This is a genomic window from Bacillus sp. TE8-1 (assembly GCF_008368855.1).
GTDB lineage: Bacteria > Bacillota > Bacilli > Bacillales > Bacillaceae_G > Bacillus_A > Bacillus_A cereus.
In genome coordinates, this window is sequence record NZ_QPET01000015.1 from 112,719 (window position 1) to 126,806 (window position 14,088).

Genomic DNA, 14,088 nt, shown 5'->3' on the forward strand with positions numbered 1-14,088 from the left:
CCTTCATATTTCTAATGCATGTACACTTTCGTATACAATGCCTATAGTAATGTCGGTTTCTTAACATTTCCTTAACGACTTAACAAAAAAAAACACCGCTCGTAATGAGCGGTGTTTCACTAAGCCTTTTGTAATTGTAATTCTTCACGTTCCATTATTTTTCTTAATACAATTGTTTGTGTCATTGTAAATAAGTTACCTGTTATCCAATACAACACAAGTCCTGATGGCGCCGCAAACCCCATAAATAGAATCATTGCTGGCATCATAATTTGCTGCATTTTCAGCATCTGCACTTGTTCTCCAGGTGTAATATTCGATTGGAAAACTTTCATCTGAATAAATGTCGTTAACGCTGCAATAATCGGTAATATATGATATGGATCTGCATGTCCTAGGTTCACCCATAAAAACGAAGATGTGCGAATCTCTTCAGTTCTGCTAATCGCATAATACAAAGCAGAGAAAATCGGCATTTGTATAAAAATTGGCCAGCAACCAGCAAGTGGATTCCAACCGCCTGATTTCATTAGTTCTGACATTTCTTTTTGATACTGCTTTTGTTTTTCAAGGTCTTTGCTTACATCACCGTACTTTTTCTTTAGCTTCTGCAATTCAGGTTGCATTTTCTTCATTTTCGCTTGGCTGCGATATTGCGAAACAGCTAATGGAATCATCGCTGAACGAATAACGAGCGTCATAATAATGATAGCAATCCCAAAGCTAGCTCCAGGTATATGATGAGCAACAAATTGAATCATAAACGAGATTGGATATACAAAATAATGATCCCAAATCCCAGTACTATGTGCATCAATTGGGGCCGCATTACTGCAACCAGATAAAACAAAAACAAATAATAATGATAAACTAACGAGCACAGCTCGGTATGATTTTAACATGTTCATTCCTCCAATGTTTCGTAATTATTTAGCGAAACATTGGCGTATACGGACCGACCTCGTCATTCTCTTCACTTGATTCTTGTCTGCGTACAGAACGAATCATTCCATATTTATAAAAAATAGAAAATAGCGGTACATTTCCCGCACTATCTTCACATGTATCAACTAACGCAAAAGCTCTTTGTCTACCGCTTGATGCTTGTTGACGCACAAAGCGAGAAACATTAGCAAGGAAGAAAACTTCTAATAAACAAAGTGCCGTCGTTACAAACGATATATATAGAATTGCATCCTGCAATAAAAATTCCATCGCTTCACATCCTTAATAAGGTCATTTTAGCACATCGGGCAAATATTCTCTATTTCCTTTTATTTTCAAAAAAAGTATTTTGCATATTTTCTCAAGAAAACAATAATTAAGAAACGTTGTATTCGCTTTCTTTAGCATATTCACACACATCAATGAATAGGCTTGATTTATTAGAAATTTATAAAATTTTTGCATTATAATAAAACTATTGCCAGTTTTTGAAAAAACCTTTATTCTCTTCTTGTAATCAAAAATGAATATGGAGATGAAACATACTATGGGTCAACTAGGAGACGCCGATTACGTTCCCGACACCGCCTTTTTATCCTTCCCAGCAGCTAAAACATTTCACTTAGAATTTATGATACAGTTGGTTGTTATTTTTATAGCTTCTATTTTGTATGCAATTTCTATGAATATGTTTTTTATCCCGCATAATATGATTAGCGGTGGATTCGCTGGTGTAGGGATGATTATCGGTTATTTAATGCACTACAATATCGGTGCACTTATCTTTTTACTAAACATTCCTCTTCTTATTTTAAGTCACTTTTACTTAGGCAAGAAGACAACCTTTTTAACAGCTTACTTTGTAGCTGTGTCATCGTTAGCGATGAACATTATCCCGGTACACCAAGTTTCAGACGATATTTTACTTTCTTCTGTATTCGGTGGTGTTATCTGCGGAGCAGCTTCAGGAATTATATTCCGATTTGCTTCTTCAACAGGTGGTTTTGATGTTGTTGGATTGATTGTAGCGAAATATCGAGATGTTTCAATTGGAGCAATCATATTTGTATTCAACTTAATCTTACTTGTAGCAGCAGGTTTTATTTTCGGATGGGATATTACACTTTATACGTTAATTAGTCGATTTGTAGTCAGCAAAGTTATCGACGCTGTGCATACGAAACATATTAAATTAACGATAATGACTATTACAGAAAAAGGCGAGGAAATAAAAAGCGCACTACTACATCACGGCATACGCGGGGTGACAATGGTAGACGCTGTCGGCGGCTATACAAACCATAAGAAAAAAATGATTTACACTGTCGTGACTCGCTATGAGTTAGGCGAAATGAAACGTATTATCCGTCAAGTGGATAACAAAGCATTTATGAACATTACTGAAACAGTTGAAATTGTCGGCCGTTTCAAACGCATATAAAAAGGTTAATAAATTAAAGGGCATAACATATTAGTCATATATAATATGTTATGCCCTTTGTTATTCAACTAACGTACCTTTTAGCATAATAAAATCACTAAGTTTATTACTACAAATCGGAGGATAGCATTCCATATACAATACTGTCTGTCCATTCATCTTTATTCCAAAAATCTTGTATGAAATGGGCTTCCTTTCTCATGCCTATTCGTTCACACAATTTTTGTGAAGCTGTATTACGTGCATCAAGATTAGCCTGTATACGATGTACATTGAATTCATTAAATAATTTCAATACCAAACTACTTACTGCTTCTGTCGCCAAACCTCTCCCAGCTACTTCATTTGAAAAACTATAACCAATCTCAACAGTGTCTTTCATATTTGTGTACCATACGGATAAATCACCAACTACTTTATTTTTGTATATAACTGCCAAACTTAATATTGTTTCTTTAGTAAGTACATGATTTGCTAGCTTCTTATTAAATCTTTTTTGCATGTCTTCATGAGTCCACTTATTATGTAATAGGAACTTACATGTATCATCACTATTATAAATAGCAAATACATCCTGTAAATCAGTACTCTTAAAAGGTCTAATTATTAATCTTTCTGTTGTGAACTCCAAGTTAGCTCTCCTCCCTTACATTCATGCTATAAAACATTTTTTATAGTATTTAGGCCTCATTCTTAGATCTCACCTTGATTACATATTTCATCATAATAAATTAAAATCCTTCTTCCACTAAACTGCACCGTTAATGGTATTTCCTTGCGCTTTTTATTTTTTACACTTATTACAAAATCAGATAATTCTATTATTATGTCCCTAAATGTGTTATAATGAAAGCAGACTCACAAAAAAAGAGTATATAGACTTGGAAGTTTCTCTTATTTTACAAGCAAAAAGAAACGAGCAGTCGGGTATATTTCAGACACCATACACGTAACGGTTTAAACAACCGATCATCTTAGTTACTCTTCAATGATCTTTTTATAAAAAGATACGTACAATTAAAACTCACTTCAATATACTATACCTACCTTTTTGACTTCCAAATCATCTTATTACATAAGGAGATGAACATATGAATCAATATATACGATATACAATAGCTGTCCTGTTTGCTATTATCGGCGGAACAATCTGCTTCTGGACAAACACTCAGCTTGGAGAGAATATCATCTTTAATGGAATCGAAACACTTGTAAGCGCTTCAATTTTAGGCGGATACATTTACTTCCTCTTCAATCCAGAAGAAAACGCTCAAAAAACAATGTTATTAACAATGATCGGAATCGTTGGTGGATGTATTTCCTACTCAATGACAAACTATACATTACCACTTCAATTAAGCTCAGCTTTCTTCCACGGTCTATGGACTTGGTTCATTGCATTCTGCTTAGCAGACGTATTCAACCTATTACAAGACAATGAAGAAGATAGCGGTCGCCAAATTGAAAGTAACTCTTAAGCTGGAAGATACTCTTCCAGCTTTTTTATGTTGGTTTGCATACCCCGCATCACGATAAAAAGAAGTTGCCTTCACGGCAACTTCTTTTCCATATACCCCACTTCGTATTCACTAAAATATATCAACGATTTTTCAAATATATCGATCGTTTCTCCACTTATATCAACGATTTTTTCATTATATCGACGGTTCGACACAAGATATCGATTTACCGACAACCTTCGACACTCAAAACGCACAACATACCCTATCCACCAAGCAACTTACTGCCGAACTCTACGATTAAAAAGATAATTAATAAGATCGCGAGTATCTTTAATGCTACATATGCCACTTTAAAAACAACATAAATGAGCAAGACGATTAAAATAATCGTTAAAATTTCCATCTAGAATTCCTCCAAGCTTTGCTCTTCTTATCTCATTTTACTCGTCCTAGGCTGTTTATGGAACGGCATAAGATGACATAGAAAAAAGAGGATACCTCACCCATCGTAAGATACCCTCTCTTTCAGCTGCTCAAACCATTCTCTTTCTAATTGTAAATATCCCATCTCACTCTTCTCGGCGCTCTCCAATTCTTTATCAGCTTTCTTCATATAAGTATGGGAAGCTTCTAGATCATTCTCTAAATATTTGATAATTCCTTGTGTACGATAATATCCGTTTAAGTCCATTTTTGTAATAGCCTTTGCATGTTCCTTTGCTTCTTGCAAAGAAAGACTATCCATCTGATAAAGGGCTTTATATAAAAGATACCAACTATGAAAACTACTAACGAAAAACTTATTTTCTTTCGTTACAGGTAATTGAACAATTCGTTCTATATACGGTATCGCTCTTTTCATTCCCTCTTGATCTGCACGAGCAAGGAAGACAAGCATAAGTCTACTCATTATCTCTCTTATCCCTTTATTCTCTTTTATTTTCTCCTCACTCAATTCTACTAATCTTTCATCCCAATCTTTCGGTCTTTTATAACTAAATAACTCACTCGATATTTGAATCTCATATAAATGATTTCTAGCTCTTTCATCATCTTTAATTAAAATAAGAAATTGCATCCCATCACTCATAAGCATTCCTTTTATCGGCACAATTGTAACCGCAAAGATTGCAAAATGGAAAAAGGAAAAATATAAAAGATATTGATAATAACTCACCATGTATATGTAACCGGAAGTAATACCAAACAGTAAACTCGTAATCGGTCCACCTAAAGTGAGCCATGCCCACTTTTTCGAAAGATTCGGTGTCTCTATAGAAGGTGGTACTAGTGTTGCAACGCCTCCAAAGTACGCCCATAATTTATTTTCTCGAATGCGTACTTTCCCCTTCTCTTTTTGAAAAGTAATCGGCCCTACTGTCATAAATTTAAAATGTAAACCACCTATTAAACCAAACACTACATGTCCTAGCTCATGAATGGCTAACACTAACAATAAAATTCCAACTATTGCCCATAGGTTCAAAATTACTTCTAATTTCCCAGTTCGGATTACTCCGTATAAAATGGACAGAATTAGCGCCACTGTCATTGAGCCAGCTGGCCTTCTTAAAATATCCACCTTTTTCTCCCCTTAATAAATCATTTTTCTTTGCATTTCGTACATGAACTTCCCGAGATGCAATATCCAAATAAATGAGATTAAGCCAATTAATACAAAATCGATATCACTAGCAGCTGTATATATAACGGCAGCCCACCATACATATGCCAATATTGTATTCGTAAATTCATACGCTTTATATCCAGCCTCATGCACAATGTGCTTTAATCCTTCATCTGCGTTTTTCGTCCACATTTTCATAGATTCCATATACGTTACACCTTGTTCAGGATATAGCTTATTATAACGATTTTTTGTTATAAGTCCGATAATTACTACAGTAGTTAAACAAACAATAGAAGCTACTAAATTCCACACCGCAAATGAAACATTTGTATCCTGCAACAGTGCACGTCTACATATAATAACTGCATATACAAACCATGCCTGCGTAACTATATCGCCTACACGTAAATATATACTTATAATGCCTAATTTTCTGCCTTGTACGCTCTCTTCTTCATCGCGTGCCTCTGCTAACATACGTGTATTCTTCCAAGTATAGTACATCATTAAGATTCCAAAAATAGTACATATACCTATAAATGTATTGGATGATAATTTTCTCGGTTCATCCGAGAGTAAATTTAAAGCTATATAAGACGTTAAAAAGCCCCCCATCATACTTAATGCTATTTTCCCCACAGAATCAAATTGTTTTTTTCGTTTACTCTTCATCGTCCTCTTCCCCCTCTACTAACGTAAATATTTCCTCCACCGGTACATTGAAAATTTGTGCGATTTTTAACGACAATACGATAGATGGTGCATAATCCCCGCGCTCAATTAAACTAATCGTTTGCCGTGATGATCCAATCGCTTTCCCTAAATCCCCTTGTGATAAACGATGCTTTGCTCGCAATTCCCTCACTCGATTTTGAAGCTTCATGTCTTCCCTCTTTTTCATTTATTTAATTAAAATTGTAAATAATATCCTTATCTTTGTCAATTATAATTGTCATTACGACTATAATAATTGACAAGATACTTATTTCTTATCCTGTATCAAATTCCTATAAAGAATGTAAAATGTGCATTAAACATAGTCTTAAAAATAAAAAAGTCAGTGCTTTTGCACTGACTTCCTAAATTCTGACATAGAATGGATTTCATATTAACTTGCGTTTTGTAGTAATACTCGTTTTAACTGCTTACGGAAACGAATACCTAACGTAACCGCTACAATCACAATAACTCCAAAAATGATTTTACCGATATGACCTTCTAGCACTCCAAAGATATCATGTAAGTTTCCACCTAACCAGTAACCACCGATTAAGAAGAATGATACCCAAAATAGAGCGCCTGAATAAATTGTAATGGCAAAACGACGGAATGGTAAATTAATAATTCCTGCAAAGTATCCTGTGAAATGACGTACACCAGGAATAAAGAAACCAATAAAAATCAGGAAGTACCCATACTTATCAAACCACATTCTCGTTAAGTCGATTTTTCTTTGCGTTAAAAATACGTATTTCCCATACTTTTGAATGAAAGGCATACCTAATTTATTTCCTAAAAAGTATTGAATCGTCATTCCTACACTTGTCCCAATAAAAGATAGAATAATTAAAATCGGTAAACTTAAATCACCCTTATGTGCTAAAAATCCCGCATATGCTAATGTTGGCTCTCCCGGAAACGGAAGTGCAATATATTCTAACAGCAAGCCGACAAGTACAACATAGTACCCGTATTGCTGAAATAATTCATGAATCCATTCCATGTCATCTCTCCTTTCAATCACGTACAACTTCTTACTATTATTGTATAAAAAAATTGTCGAAATAACTATCACAATAGCTTACATTTTTATTACATTTTTGTAAGGGTCACACTAATGATTTTCGTTCTTTGGTAAATAGTAAAAATCATTTTTCAGGTCGAAATAGCGAAAAGGCGCATTAATAACATGCAGATTTTATCCATTTTTTAGCACTAAAAAACCTCTCTTATTTTGTTCTCAATAAAAAACCATCACAAACTCATGCTAACTTCATATTAGCTTCATATACGTATTGTAAGATTATATCGGAATTTGTTGAAAAATTTAACCAATATATGACTAAGCATTAATTTGAATAAATATAAGTCGTTTTTCGAAATTGAAAAAAGGGTGAATACGAAATGGAAGCATATAAAATGCACGATTTTATTAATACAAATGTTGAATCTCATCAAAATGAAACCGTTTTTAATTTACAAATATGTGAAACAAGTGAATTTGACGTAAGTTTAACAAAATCTACAACACTATCTTTTATCGTTTCAAAAAAGAATATTAAAATTGTCACGAAAAAATGGATTAATTCAAATCAAGAAAGCATGATTGGCAAAAGCTACATCATTCCAACAAAAGCTTTTCATTATTTCTTACCAATCATCTCTGAAAATGAAGATGAGCTAAATATTCAAGTTCAAAGTTTTGGACTACGTGGTGAGCTTTTATTAAATGAAAGATTACTTATTGATAACAACAACAAACACAACAGCAAAATCACTACATTCTTTGAAACATTAGATGAAAATGTAAATAAAGCATTACGAGGATTACAACTTCATTGTATGTAAGACTCTTACGATAGTAAAAGGAGAATAACAATGAAAAAATTATTATTAAGCGCACTATTATCATTAGGATTTTTAACTCTTCCATTCGCTAGCGCAGAGGCAGCTACAACGAAAGATCAATTAATCGTAGACACTCAGTTAAATAAAATGGATTATTATCAGGATGGAAAATTTATAAAAAGTTTTACTGTCGCTACTGGAAAAGCTGCAACACCTACACCTAAAGGCACTTTTCAAATCGTAAATAAAATTAAAAATCGTCCTTATTATACAGGTAAAATTAAAGGCGGCGATCCACGTAATCCACTTGGTGACCGTTGGCTCGGATTAAATATGGCAGGAACTTACGGAACAACTTATGCGATTCACGGAACTAACAATAATCAAGCAATCGGCAAATGGACAACACTTGGTTGTATTCGTATGTATAACAATGATATACACTGGTTATTTGAGCGCGTTCAGCAGCAAGCTACTGTCACTGTAAAATAGCCTAAAAACAAGATTTATGTGTAGCCAAGAATTTTATGTCTTGGCTTATTTTATTTATTCATTTACAGTAGCAAAACAACTGTATTTACATATATAATAGGAATAGATTTGATTAGCTAATATTTAAACATTGATAAACGTAGATATTAAAATTATACAGTTATAATGTTTTATAAATTTTATAATACATACTATAATAGAACTACTGTAATTCTGAACCATTCAGTAACACTAAACTATTCCCCTTGCTACCTTCATGATTATTTTATAGCGGGGGCTTATTATATGTATAAACAATCTGAGTCACTCGAAAAATGATGAATTCGAATATTGCAGTAAAAAGCGTTATTTAGGAGGTGTTACTATGACGCATATACTGGTGATTGAAGACAACCCAGATATACAAGAACTTATTCGTGAATTTCTAATGGCACAAAACTTTACAGTTGATGTAGTTGGTGCTGGAACAGAAGGTATTCTTCTTTTCCAAAAAAATTCATACGATCTTGTCCTCCTCGATGTAATGTTACCAGATATAGATGGCTATAGTATTTGTAAAATTATGCGAGGACAATCTGATGTACCAATCATTATGTTAACAGGCTTACATAATGAAGAAAGTGAAATTAAAGGATTTGAGTTAGGTATTGATGACTATATTACGAAACCGTTCCATTACACTGTATTTATTAAGCGTGTAGAGGCTGTATTAAGAAGGGCAGCAACGAAGGAAGCAGAAGCTGCAACTATACTACAATTCCATGAGTTGATGTTAAACTCTACAGCATATGCAGCTTATGTTCATGGTAATCAAATTGAATTGACAACAAAAGAATTTGAAATTATTTATACTTTACTGCAAAATCGAGGAAAAGTATTATCAAGAAGTGATTTGTTGAATAAGGTATGGGGCTATGAACATTATGGTGATGTAAGAGTTATAGATACACATATTAAAAACTTAAGAAAAAAATTAGGAATTCCTTATATCAAAACGGTGAAAGGCATTGGCTACAAAATCGAATCGTAGCAAAGACAACATCACCAAAAATATTTTCATCAAAACCTTATTATTTTGTATTCTTTTATCACTTTGCCTTTATCAAATTATTTACTTTCTAGCTTCAAACTACGATAAAGAACGTTTTGCGAAAGAAAATGGAACGCCGACTACAGAACAGGCCGATTCAGATAAGCAAAACGACGGAAGTAAAACGAAGCAAAATAAAGCTGTGTCAGAGGGGAGCATTTCTAATTTCCAATCTTCTATTATAGATTATAAATCTCTTTCTACAGCTATCAATCACCTTTTGCAGCCTAGCCAAACTGTAAAGGCAAAAGAACATACACAAAATCTTTCGGGGAAAAATAGCACTTCTAATCCGCCTACAGAAGCAGAAAAGAAAGCCGCTAATAATGATGCCTTACATACACAAAATGCAGCAAGTAAAACAAATGATACAAATGATAATCCAAAGTTAGCAGATGCGTTGCAACAATTAGCTCCACATATTGGCGCGACAATGCTTGCATTATCACTACTCGGATCATTAATTTATACAAAACTAATTGCCAAACCTTTTCAATATATGAGTGATGCTTTAAAAGATATTATGAATCTTGATTTCTCAGATAAAAAGCTACTTAACAAAAATGCAGATCAAACAGATTTTAATTTGCAAGTAGCTGCTTCACAAGTACCAAATATTGTGAAGAATTTACATGCAAGCAATCAAGATTTAAGAAACGAGCTCAAGAAGGAACAACAATTAGAACAATCTCGTAAAGAATTTATGTCTATGGTATCCCATGAATTAAAAACACCAATCGCAGCCGTTATGGGACAACTAGATGGCATGATTCACGGAATTGGAGCTTATAAAGATAGAGATAAGTATTTGAAACGTTCCTACGAGATGATGCAAGACATTAACATATTAACGGAAAAAATGTCGGAATTATCCAAAATACAAAACCCTCAATTTAAACCGAATTTAGAAGTCATTTCTTTATCTAATATTATTGAGGATGTTATGAAGAAAGTAGATTACTTTGTATCTGTAAAACAATTAAATGTACAATCTAATATTAAACACGACGTACAAATTTTAGCTGATCCTAAATTTATTCAAACTGCTATTTTTAACATTATTTCAAATGCAATTCATTATACAATTGACCATCAGCACGTATATATAAAGCTTTATGAAAAACCAAATGGTTACGCATTAGAAGTATTAAATACAGGTTCACAAATTGATGAAGATAAACTTGCTCATTTATTTGAGCCTTTCTATCGCGCAAACCCTGATAAACACGGTTTAGTACAAGGTAGTGGTCTTGGATTATATATCGTGAAACAAATATTAGATAAACATCAGTTTCCTTACGGGATACAAAACACGCCTCAAGGTGTAAAATGTTCTATTGTATTCCCAAAAGCAATGTAACATTTACTATAATTACATACCCCAAACTTATACTTCATGTGTGAGTGGCGGAATTTTGTAGAGTGTCTTACTCTGTTTCGTTCGCCCGTTATCCTTATTTGGATAGCGGGCGTTTTTTATTACTTAAAAGGAGGATTTTTTATGGAGAAGTTTAAATATTCATTGCTCGTTTTATTCGGTGCTTGCAGCTATGGCATACTTTCAACTATTTTCAAACTCGGATTCATAAATGGATTTTCAGCACATCAACTATTAGGGGGACAATATGTCTTCGGATGGATTGGACTATTTCTACTCGTTCTTTTCTTTTCACGTCATAAGGTAACAAAAAAACAATTCTTTTCCTTACTAACCGTCGGAACAACAATGAGTATGACTGGGATTTTCTACGCTATTTCTGTAGAAGAACTACCCGCATCTATCGCTGTCGTCCTACTCTTTCAGTTCACTTGGATTGGTGTCATTATCGAAGCGATTGCAAATCGAACCTTTCCAAGCCGCGATAAGATCATATCTATCCTTATTTTATTTGCTGGTACATTGTTTGCAGGTGGTGTATTTGAAGGCCTCGGACAAAGTTTTTCTACGAAAGGGATTATCTTTGGACTATTAGCTGCAGTCTCTTTTTCATTCTATGTTTTTGCAAGCGGACGCGTTGCTACAGATGTTCCCCCTTATACGAAAAGCTTTCTCATGACAACAAGTGCGACTCTTATCGTATGTCTATTCTTCCCACCAACCTTTTTAACAGATGGTGCCCTCCAAGCCGGTCTATGGAAATATGCTTTCTTCCTCGGATTATTCGGCGTTGTTGTACCTGTCATTTGTTTTTCAATTGGCGTACCGAAAGTAGGAACCGGACTTGGTACAATACTAGGTGCAGCTGAATTACCAACTGCTATTATCGCTTCTATTACACTTGTACATGAAGTCGTAACATTCATGCAGTGGATTGGTATTATTTTTATATTGGTTGGGATTTTCACTCCTCAGCTGCTTACAGCTAGGAAAGAAAGGAAACACAATCGCGTGCATAGCGCTTGAAAAAATACAGAATTTATATAAAAGATATAACTGCAATTAAAATAAGTAAATTTATCTGGAGGTATAAATGACTATTTTAAGCATCGTATTTTTTGCTATTATGTGTATCTTCTTCCTAATAAGATATATGAAAGAAAAGAAATTTTACGATTTACTTCTCATTCCCGTTTGTATATATGCAGGAGCAGTGAAAACTCCTTTCGTAGAGTACTTAAACTTTAATACTACATTTAAAATAACGTATGATATTGCAGCTATTATTCTTGTAATCCTTGCTGTACTTTTCTTTTTGAAAGATAAGAAAGAGAATCATACTGCATAACAAAAGACCTTTCATTTACTTGAAAGGTCTTTTTCTCTATCTCATTTTATCGCTCCATACAGCTTCTCTATCTCATGCTCAATTTGTTTTACATCGATTCGCTCAAATAGTGGCTGCACACCATCAATTCTACTTGGCAACGTATTTTGAGGTGCCCAATTTCGTTCCACAATCGACAATGTGTTTCGAACTCTTTCACTTGAAAATGGTAAAAATGGTTCAAGGAGATGGGCAAAATTAGCGATAAGATACACACAGTTATAAATCGTTTCTTCACATGAAACTGGATCATCTTCTCTTTGTTTCCAAGGCTGCTTTTCATCAAAATATTTATTTGCAAAACGTACTGCATCAAATATTGTTTCTAACGCCACCTTAAATTTAGTTTGCTCAATCGCCTCTCCTACATGTTTATATAATCCTTCTACTTTATCTTTCAGCTCTACCTCAATACTTCCCTTCGGCACGATACCACCATAATATTTTTCAATAAACTTTAATGTCCGGTTCACAAAGTTCCCGTATGCACCTAACAATTCACTATTATGACTGTAAATAAATTCCCGCCATGAAAAATCAGTATCGCGATTTTCTGGTGCGTTGACGGTTAAAAAGTAACGAATAGAATCTGGATCATAGCGTTCTAATATGTCAGGCACCCATACTGCCCAATTTTTACTTGTAGATAATTTTCTTTTTTCAACTGTTAAATATTCATTCGAAACGATATGACGCGGGATTGCTTCCTCCCCTATTCCAAGTAATACCGCTGGCCAAATGACGGAATGAAACGGAATATTATCCTTTCCGTGCACATAATATGTTTTCGCTTCTCTATCCCAAAACTCTTGATCATCTTTCCCTGTTTCTTCAGCCCAATGTTTACTCGCTGAATAATAGCCTGTCACTGCTTCAATCCATACGTAAATTTTCTTATCTTCATACCCTTCTACTGGAATTGGTACTCCAATTGGTAAATCACGTGATACGGCCCTATCTAGTAATCCTTCCTTTACATATCTCTCTGTTAGTTGAATCGCATTGTCGCGCCATGTCCCTGTTTGTTTGGCAATTTCTACAGCCCTTTTAATTTGCTGCTGAAATGTATGCAATGCAAAATAGAAATGCTCTGTTTCCTCTACAGATGGCGTACTACCACATAACTTACATTTCTTTTCTAACAAATCGAGAGGATCTAAAATAGCAGAACAAGCATCGCATTGATCTCCTCTTGCTGCTTCATGGCAATGTGGACATATTCCTTCTACATAACGATCCGGTAAAAACTGCGTACACGTTTCACAATACGCTTGTTCCACTGTTTTTTTATAAATATGTCCTTCTCCTAATAAACGTAAAAAAACATTTTGAACTGTTTCATGATGGTGCTCACTATCTGTACGTGTATAGCAATCATAAGTAAAACCAAGGCTACGAAAACATCGCTGGAACTCTTCATGATACTTATCAGCAATTTCTTTCGCTGTCACACCTTCTTGTTTTGCTCTAATTGCAATCGGTGTTCCATTACAATCACTCCCTGAAACATACAGCACATTCTCACCTTTTGCCCTGTAATAACGCGCTAAAATATCTCCAGGTAACAAACTCGCAATATGGCCAAGGTGTAACGAACCATTTGCATACGGCCAAGCGCCTCCAATAAAAATACTCATCTTACATTCCTCCTTTTAAATATAAAAAGCCCCGCCCTTATCTTAAAAAAGATAAGG

General features: G+C 34.3%; 17 protein-coding genes and 1 other annotated feature (1 of these 18 cut by a window edge). Of the genes, 8 read left to right on the forward strand and 9 right to left on the reverse strand.

Features of this window, described 5'->3' with window-relative positions:
• Positions 1–119: 119 nt before the first annotated feature.
• Positions 120–902, reverse strand: a complete 783-nt coding sequence (yidC, locus tag DN404_RS16335) for a membrane protein insertase YidC (protein WP_000920522.1) — start codon at positions 900–902, stop codon at positions 120–122.
• Positions 903–930: 28 nt separating this feature from the next.
• A complete protein-coding gene (locus DN404_RS16340) occupies positions 931–1,215 on the reverse strand; it encodes a hypothetical protein (RefSeq protein WP_000394930.1) in 285 nt (94 codons plus the stop codon).
• A gap of 277 nt (positions 1,216–1,492) precedes the next feature.
• On the opposite strand from DN404_RS16340, the gene DN404_RS16345 reads away from it, so the two are divergent.
• Positions 1,493–2,386 carry a YitT family protein gene (locus tag DN404_RS16345; protein ID WP_000530044.1) on the forward strand — a complete coding sequence of 298 codons (894 nt, stop codon included), beginning with the start codon at positions 1,493–1,495 and terminating at the stop codon, positions 2,384–2,386.
• A gap of 109 nt (positions 2,387–2,495) precedes the next feature.
• On the opposite strand, the gene DN404_RS16350 is transcribed toward DN404_RS16345, so the two are convergent.
• The gene (locus DN404_RS16350; RefSeq protein WP_000397302.1) at positions 2,496–3,017 is read right to left on the reverse strand and encodes a GNAT family N-acetyltransferase; all 522 of its coding nucleotides are present in this window, start codon (positions 3,015–3,017) and stop codon (positions 2,496–2,498) included.
• A gap of 460 nt (positions 3,018–3,477) precedes the next feature.
• Between DN404_RS16350 and DN404_RS16355 the strand changes: the two genes are divergently transcribed.
• Entirely contained in the window at positions 3,478–3,864 is a 387-nt protein-coding gene (locus DN404_RS16355; RefSeq protein WP_001077773.1) for a DUF3938 domain-containing protein, read from the forward strand.
• Positions 3,865–4,111: 247 nt separating this feature from the next.
• Here DN404_RS16355 and DN404_RS16365 read toward each other — a convergent pair whose 3' ends face one another.
• The 5 genes from DN404_RS16365 to DN404_RS16385 all read right to left on the reverse strand — a co-directional run bounded on the left by DN404_RS16365 (position 4,112) and on the right by DN404_RS16385 (position 7,202).
• A complete protein-coding gene (locus DN404_RS16365) occupies positions 4,112–4,252 on the reverse strand; it encodes a DUF3985 family protein (protein ID WP_000404784.1) in 141 nt (46 codons plus the stop codon).
• Positions 4,253–4,348: 96 nt separating this feature from the next.
• Positions 4,349–5,401 (reverse strand): site-2 protease family protein, encoded by a 1,053-nt coding sequence (locus DN404_RS16370; RefSeq protein ID WP_016123713.1) that lies wholly within the window; start codon positions 5,399–5,401, stop codon positions 4,349–4,351.
• Positions 5,402–5,443: 42 nt separating this feature from the next.
• Positions 5,444–6,151 (reverse strand): DUF3169 family protein, encoded by a 708-nt coding sequence (locus tag DN404_RS16375; protein WP_149215232.1) that lies wholly within the window; start codon positions 6,149–6,151, stop codon positions 5,444–5,446.
• Positions 6,141–6,362, reverse strand: a complete 222-nt coding sequence (locus DN404_RS16380) for a helix-turn-helix transcriptional regulator (protein ID WP_000776168.1) — start codon at positions 6,360–6,362, stop codon at positions 6,141–6,143. Before DN404_RS16380 ends, DN404_RS16375 begins: the two co-directional genes overlap by 11 nt.
• Positions 6,363–6,587: 225 nt before the next feature.
• A complete protein-coding gene (locus DN404_RS16385; RefSeq protein WP_000454754.1) occupies positions 6,588–7,202 on the reverse strand; it encodes a DedA family protein in 615 nt (204 codons plus the stop codon).
• 401 nt (positions 7,203–7,603) lie between these two features.
• Between DN404_RS16385 and DN404_RS16390 the strand changes: the two genes are divergently transcribed.
• The 6 genes from DN404_RS16390 (at position 7,604) to DN404_RS16415 (ending at position 12,355) form a co-directional block, all read left to right on the forward strand.
• Positions 7,604–8,047 carry a DUF3978 family protein gene (locus DN404_RS16390; protein ID WP_000388769.1) on the forward strand — a complete coding sequence of 148 codons (444 nt, stop codon included), beginning with the start codon at positions 7,604–7,606 and terminating at the stop codon, positions 8,045–8,047.
• Between the two features lie 30 nt (positions 8,048–8,077).
• Positions 8,078–8,539, forward strand: a complete 462-nt coding sequence (locus tag DN404_RS16395; RefSeq protein WP_000735058.1) for a L,D-transpeptidase — start codon at positions 8,078–8,080, stop codon at positions 8,537–8,539.
• 364 nt (positions 8,540–8,903) lie between these two features.
• Positions 8,904–9,569 carry a response regulator transcription factor gene (locus DN404_RS16400; RefSeq protein WP_000148833.1) on the forward strand — a complete coding sequence of 222 codons (666 nt, stop codon included), beginning with the start codon at positions 8,904–8,906 and terminating at the stop codon, positions 9,567–9,569.
• The gene (locus tag DN404_RS16405) at positions 9,547–10,989 is read left to right on the forward strand and encodes a sensor histidine kinase (protein ID WP_016123715.1); all 1,443 of its coding nucleotides are present in this window, start codon (positions 9,547–9,549) and stop codon (positions 10,987–10,989) included. Before DN404_RS16400 ends, DN404_RS16405 begins: the two co-directional genes overlap by 23 nt.
• Positions 10,990–11,130: 141 nt before the next feature.
• Complete coding sequence (locus DN404_RS16410; protein ID WP_000410483.1) at positions 11,131–12,033, forward strand: EamA family transporter; 903 nt, start codon at positions 11,131–11,133, stop codon at positions 12,031–12,033.
• A gap of 67 nt (positions 12,034–12,100) precedes the next feature.
• The gene (locus DN404_RS16415) at positions 12,101–12,355 is read left to right on the forward strand and encodes a hypothetical protein (RefSeq protein ID WP_000154129.1); all 255 of its coding nucleotides are present in this window, start codon (positions 12,101–12,103) and stop codon (positions 12,353–12,355) included.
• Between the two features lie 41 nt (positions 12,356–12,396).
• On the opposite strand, the gene metG is transcribed toward DN404_RS16415, so the two are convergent.
• Entirely contained in the window at positions 12,397–14,031 is a 1,635-nt protein-coding gene (metG, locus tag DN404_RS16420) for a methionine--tRNA ligase (protein ID WP_149215233.1), read from the reverse strand.
• Positions 14,032–14,081: 50 nt separating this feature from the next.
• Positions 14,082–14,088 (reverse strand) — a binding site (T-box leader) (it continues 264 nt past the right edge of the window).

What these genes read in the sequence shown, in the direction of transcription:
- DN404_RS16415 (WP_000154129.1), top strand. Translation starts at nt 12,101, where the DNA reads ATGACTATTTTAAGCATCGTATTTTTTGCTATTATGTGTATCTTCTTC.
- DN404_RS16355 (WP_001077773.1), top strand. Translation starts at nt 3,478, where the DNA reads ATGAATCAATATATACGATATACAATAGCTGTCCTGTTTGCTATTATC.
- DN404_RS16410 (WP_000410483.1), top strand. Translation starts at nt 11,131, where the DNA reads ATGGAGAAGTTTAAATATTCATTGCTCGTTTTATTCGGTGCTTGCAGC.
- DN404_RS16395 (WP_000735058.1), top strand. Translation starts at nt 8,078, where the DNA reads ATGAAAAAATTATTATTAAGCGCACTATTATCATTAGGATTTTTAACT.
- DN404_RS16340 (WP_000394930.1), bottom strand. Translation starts at nt 1,215, where the DNA reads ATGGAATTTTTATTGCAGGATGCAATTCTATATATATCGTTTGTAACG.
- DN404_RS16400 (WP_000148833.1), top strand. Translation starts at nt 8,904, where the DNA reads ATGACGCATATACTGGTGATTGAAGACAACCCAGATATACAAGAACTT.
- DN404_RS16375 (WP_149215232.1), bottom strand. Translation starts at nt 6,151, where the DNA reads ATGAAGAGTAAACGAAAAAAACAATTTGATTCTGTGGGGAAAATAGCA.
- DN404_RS16390 (WP_000388769.1), top strand. Translation starts at nt 7,604, where the DNA reads ATGGAAGCATATAAAATGCACGATTTTATTAATACAAATGTTGAATCT.
- DN404_RS16365 (WP_000404784.1), bottom strand. Translation starts at nt 4,252, where the DNA reads ATGGAAATTTTAACGATTATTTTAATCGTCTTGCTCATTTATGTTGTT.
- DN404_RS16370 (WP_016123713.1), bottom strand. Translation starts at nt 5,401, where the DNA reads ATGACAGTGGCGCTAATTCTGTCCATTTTATACGGAGTAATCCGAACT.
- yidC (WP_000920522.1), bottom strand. Translation starts at nt 902, where the DNA reads ATGTTAAAATCATACCGAGCTGTGCTCGTTAGTTTATCATTATTATTT.
- DN404_RS16385 (WP_000454754.1), bottom strand. Translation starts at nt 7,202, where the DNA reads ATGGAATGGATTCATGAATTATTTCAGCAATACGGGTACTATGTTGTA.
- DN404_RS16380 (WP_000776168.1), bottom strand. Translation starts at nt 6,362, where the DNA reads ATGAAGCTTCAAAATCGAGTGAGGGAATTGCGAGCAAAGCATCGTTTA.
- metG (WP_149215233.1), bottom strand. Translation starts at nt 14,031, where the DNA reads ATGAGTATTTTTATTGGAGGCGCTTGGCCGTATGCAAATGGTTCGTTA.
- DN404_RS16345 (WP_000530044.1), top strand. Translation starts at nt 1,493, where the DNA reads ATGGGTCAACTAGGAGACGCCGATTACGTTCCCGACACCGCCTTTTTA.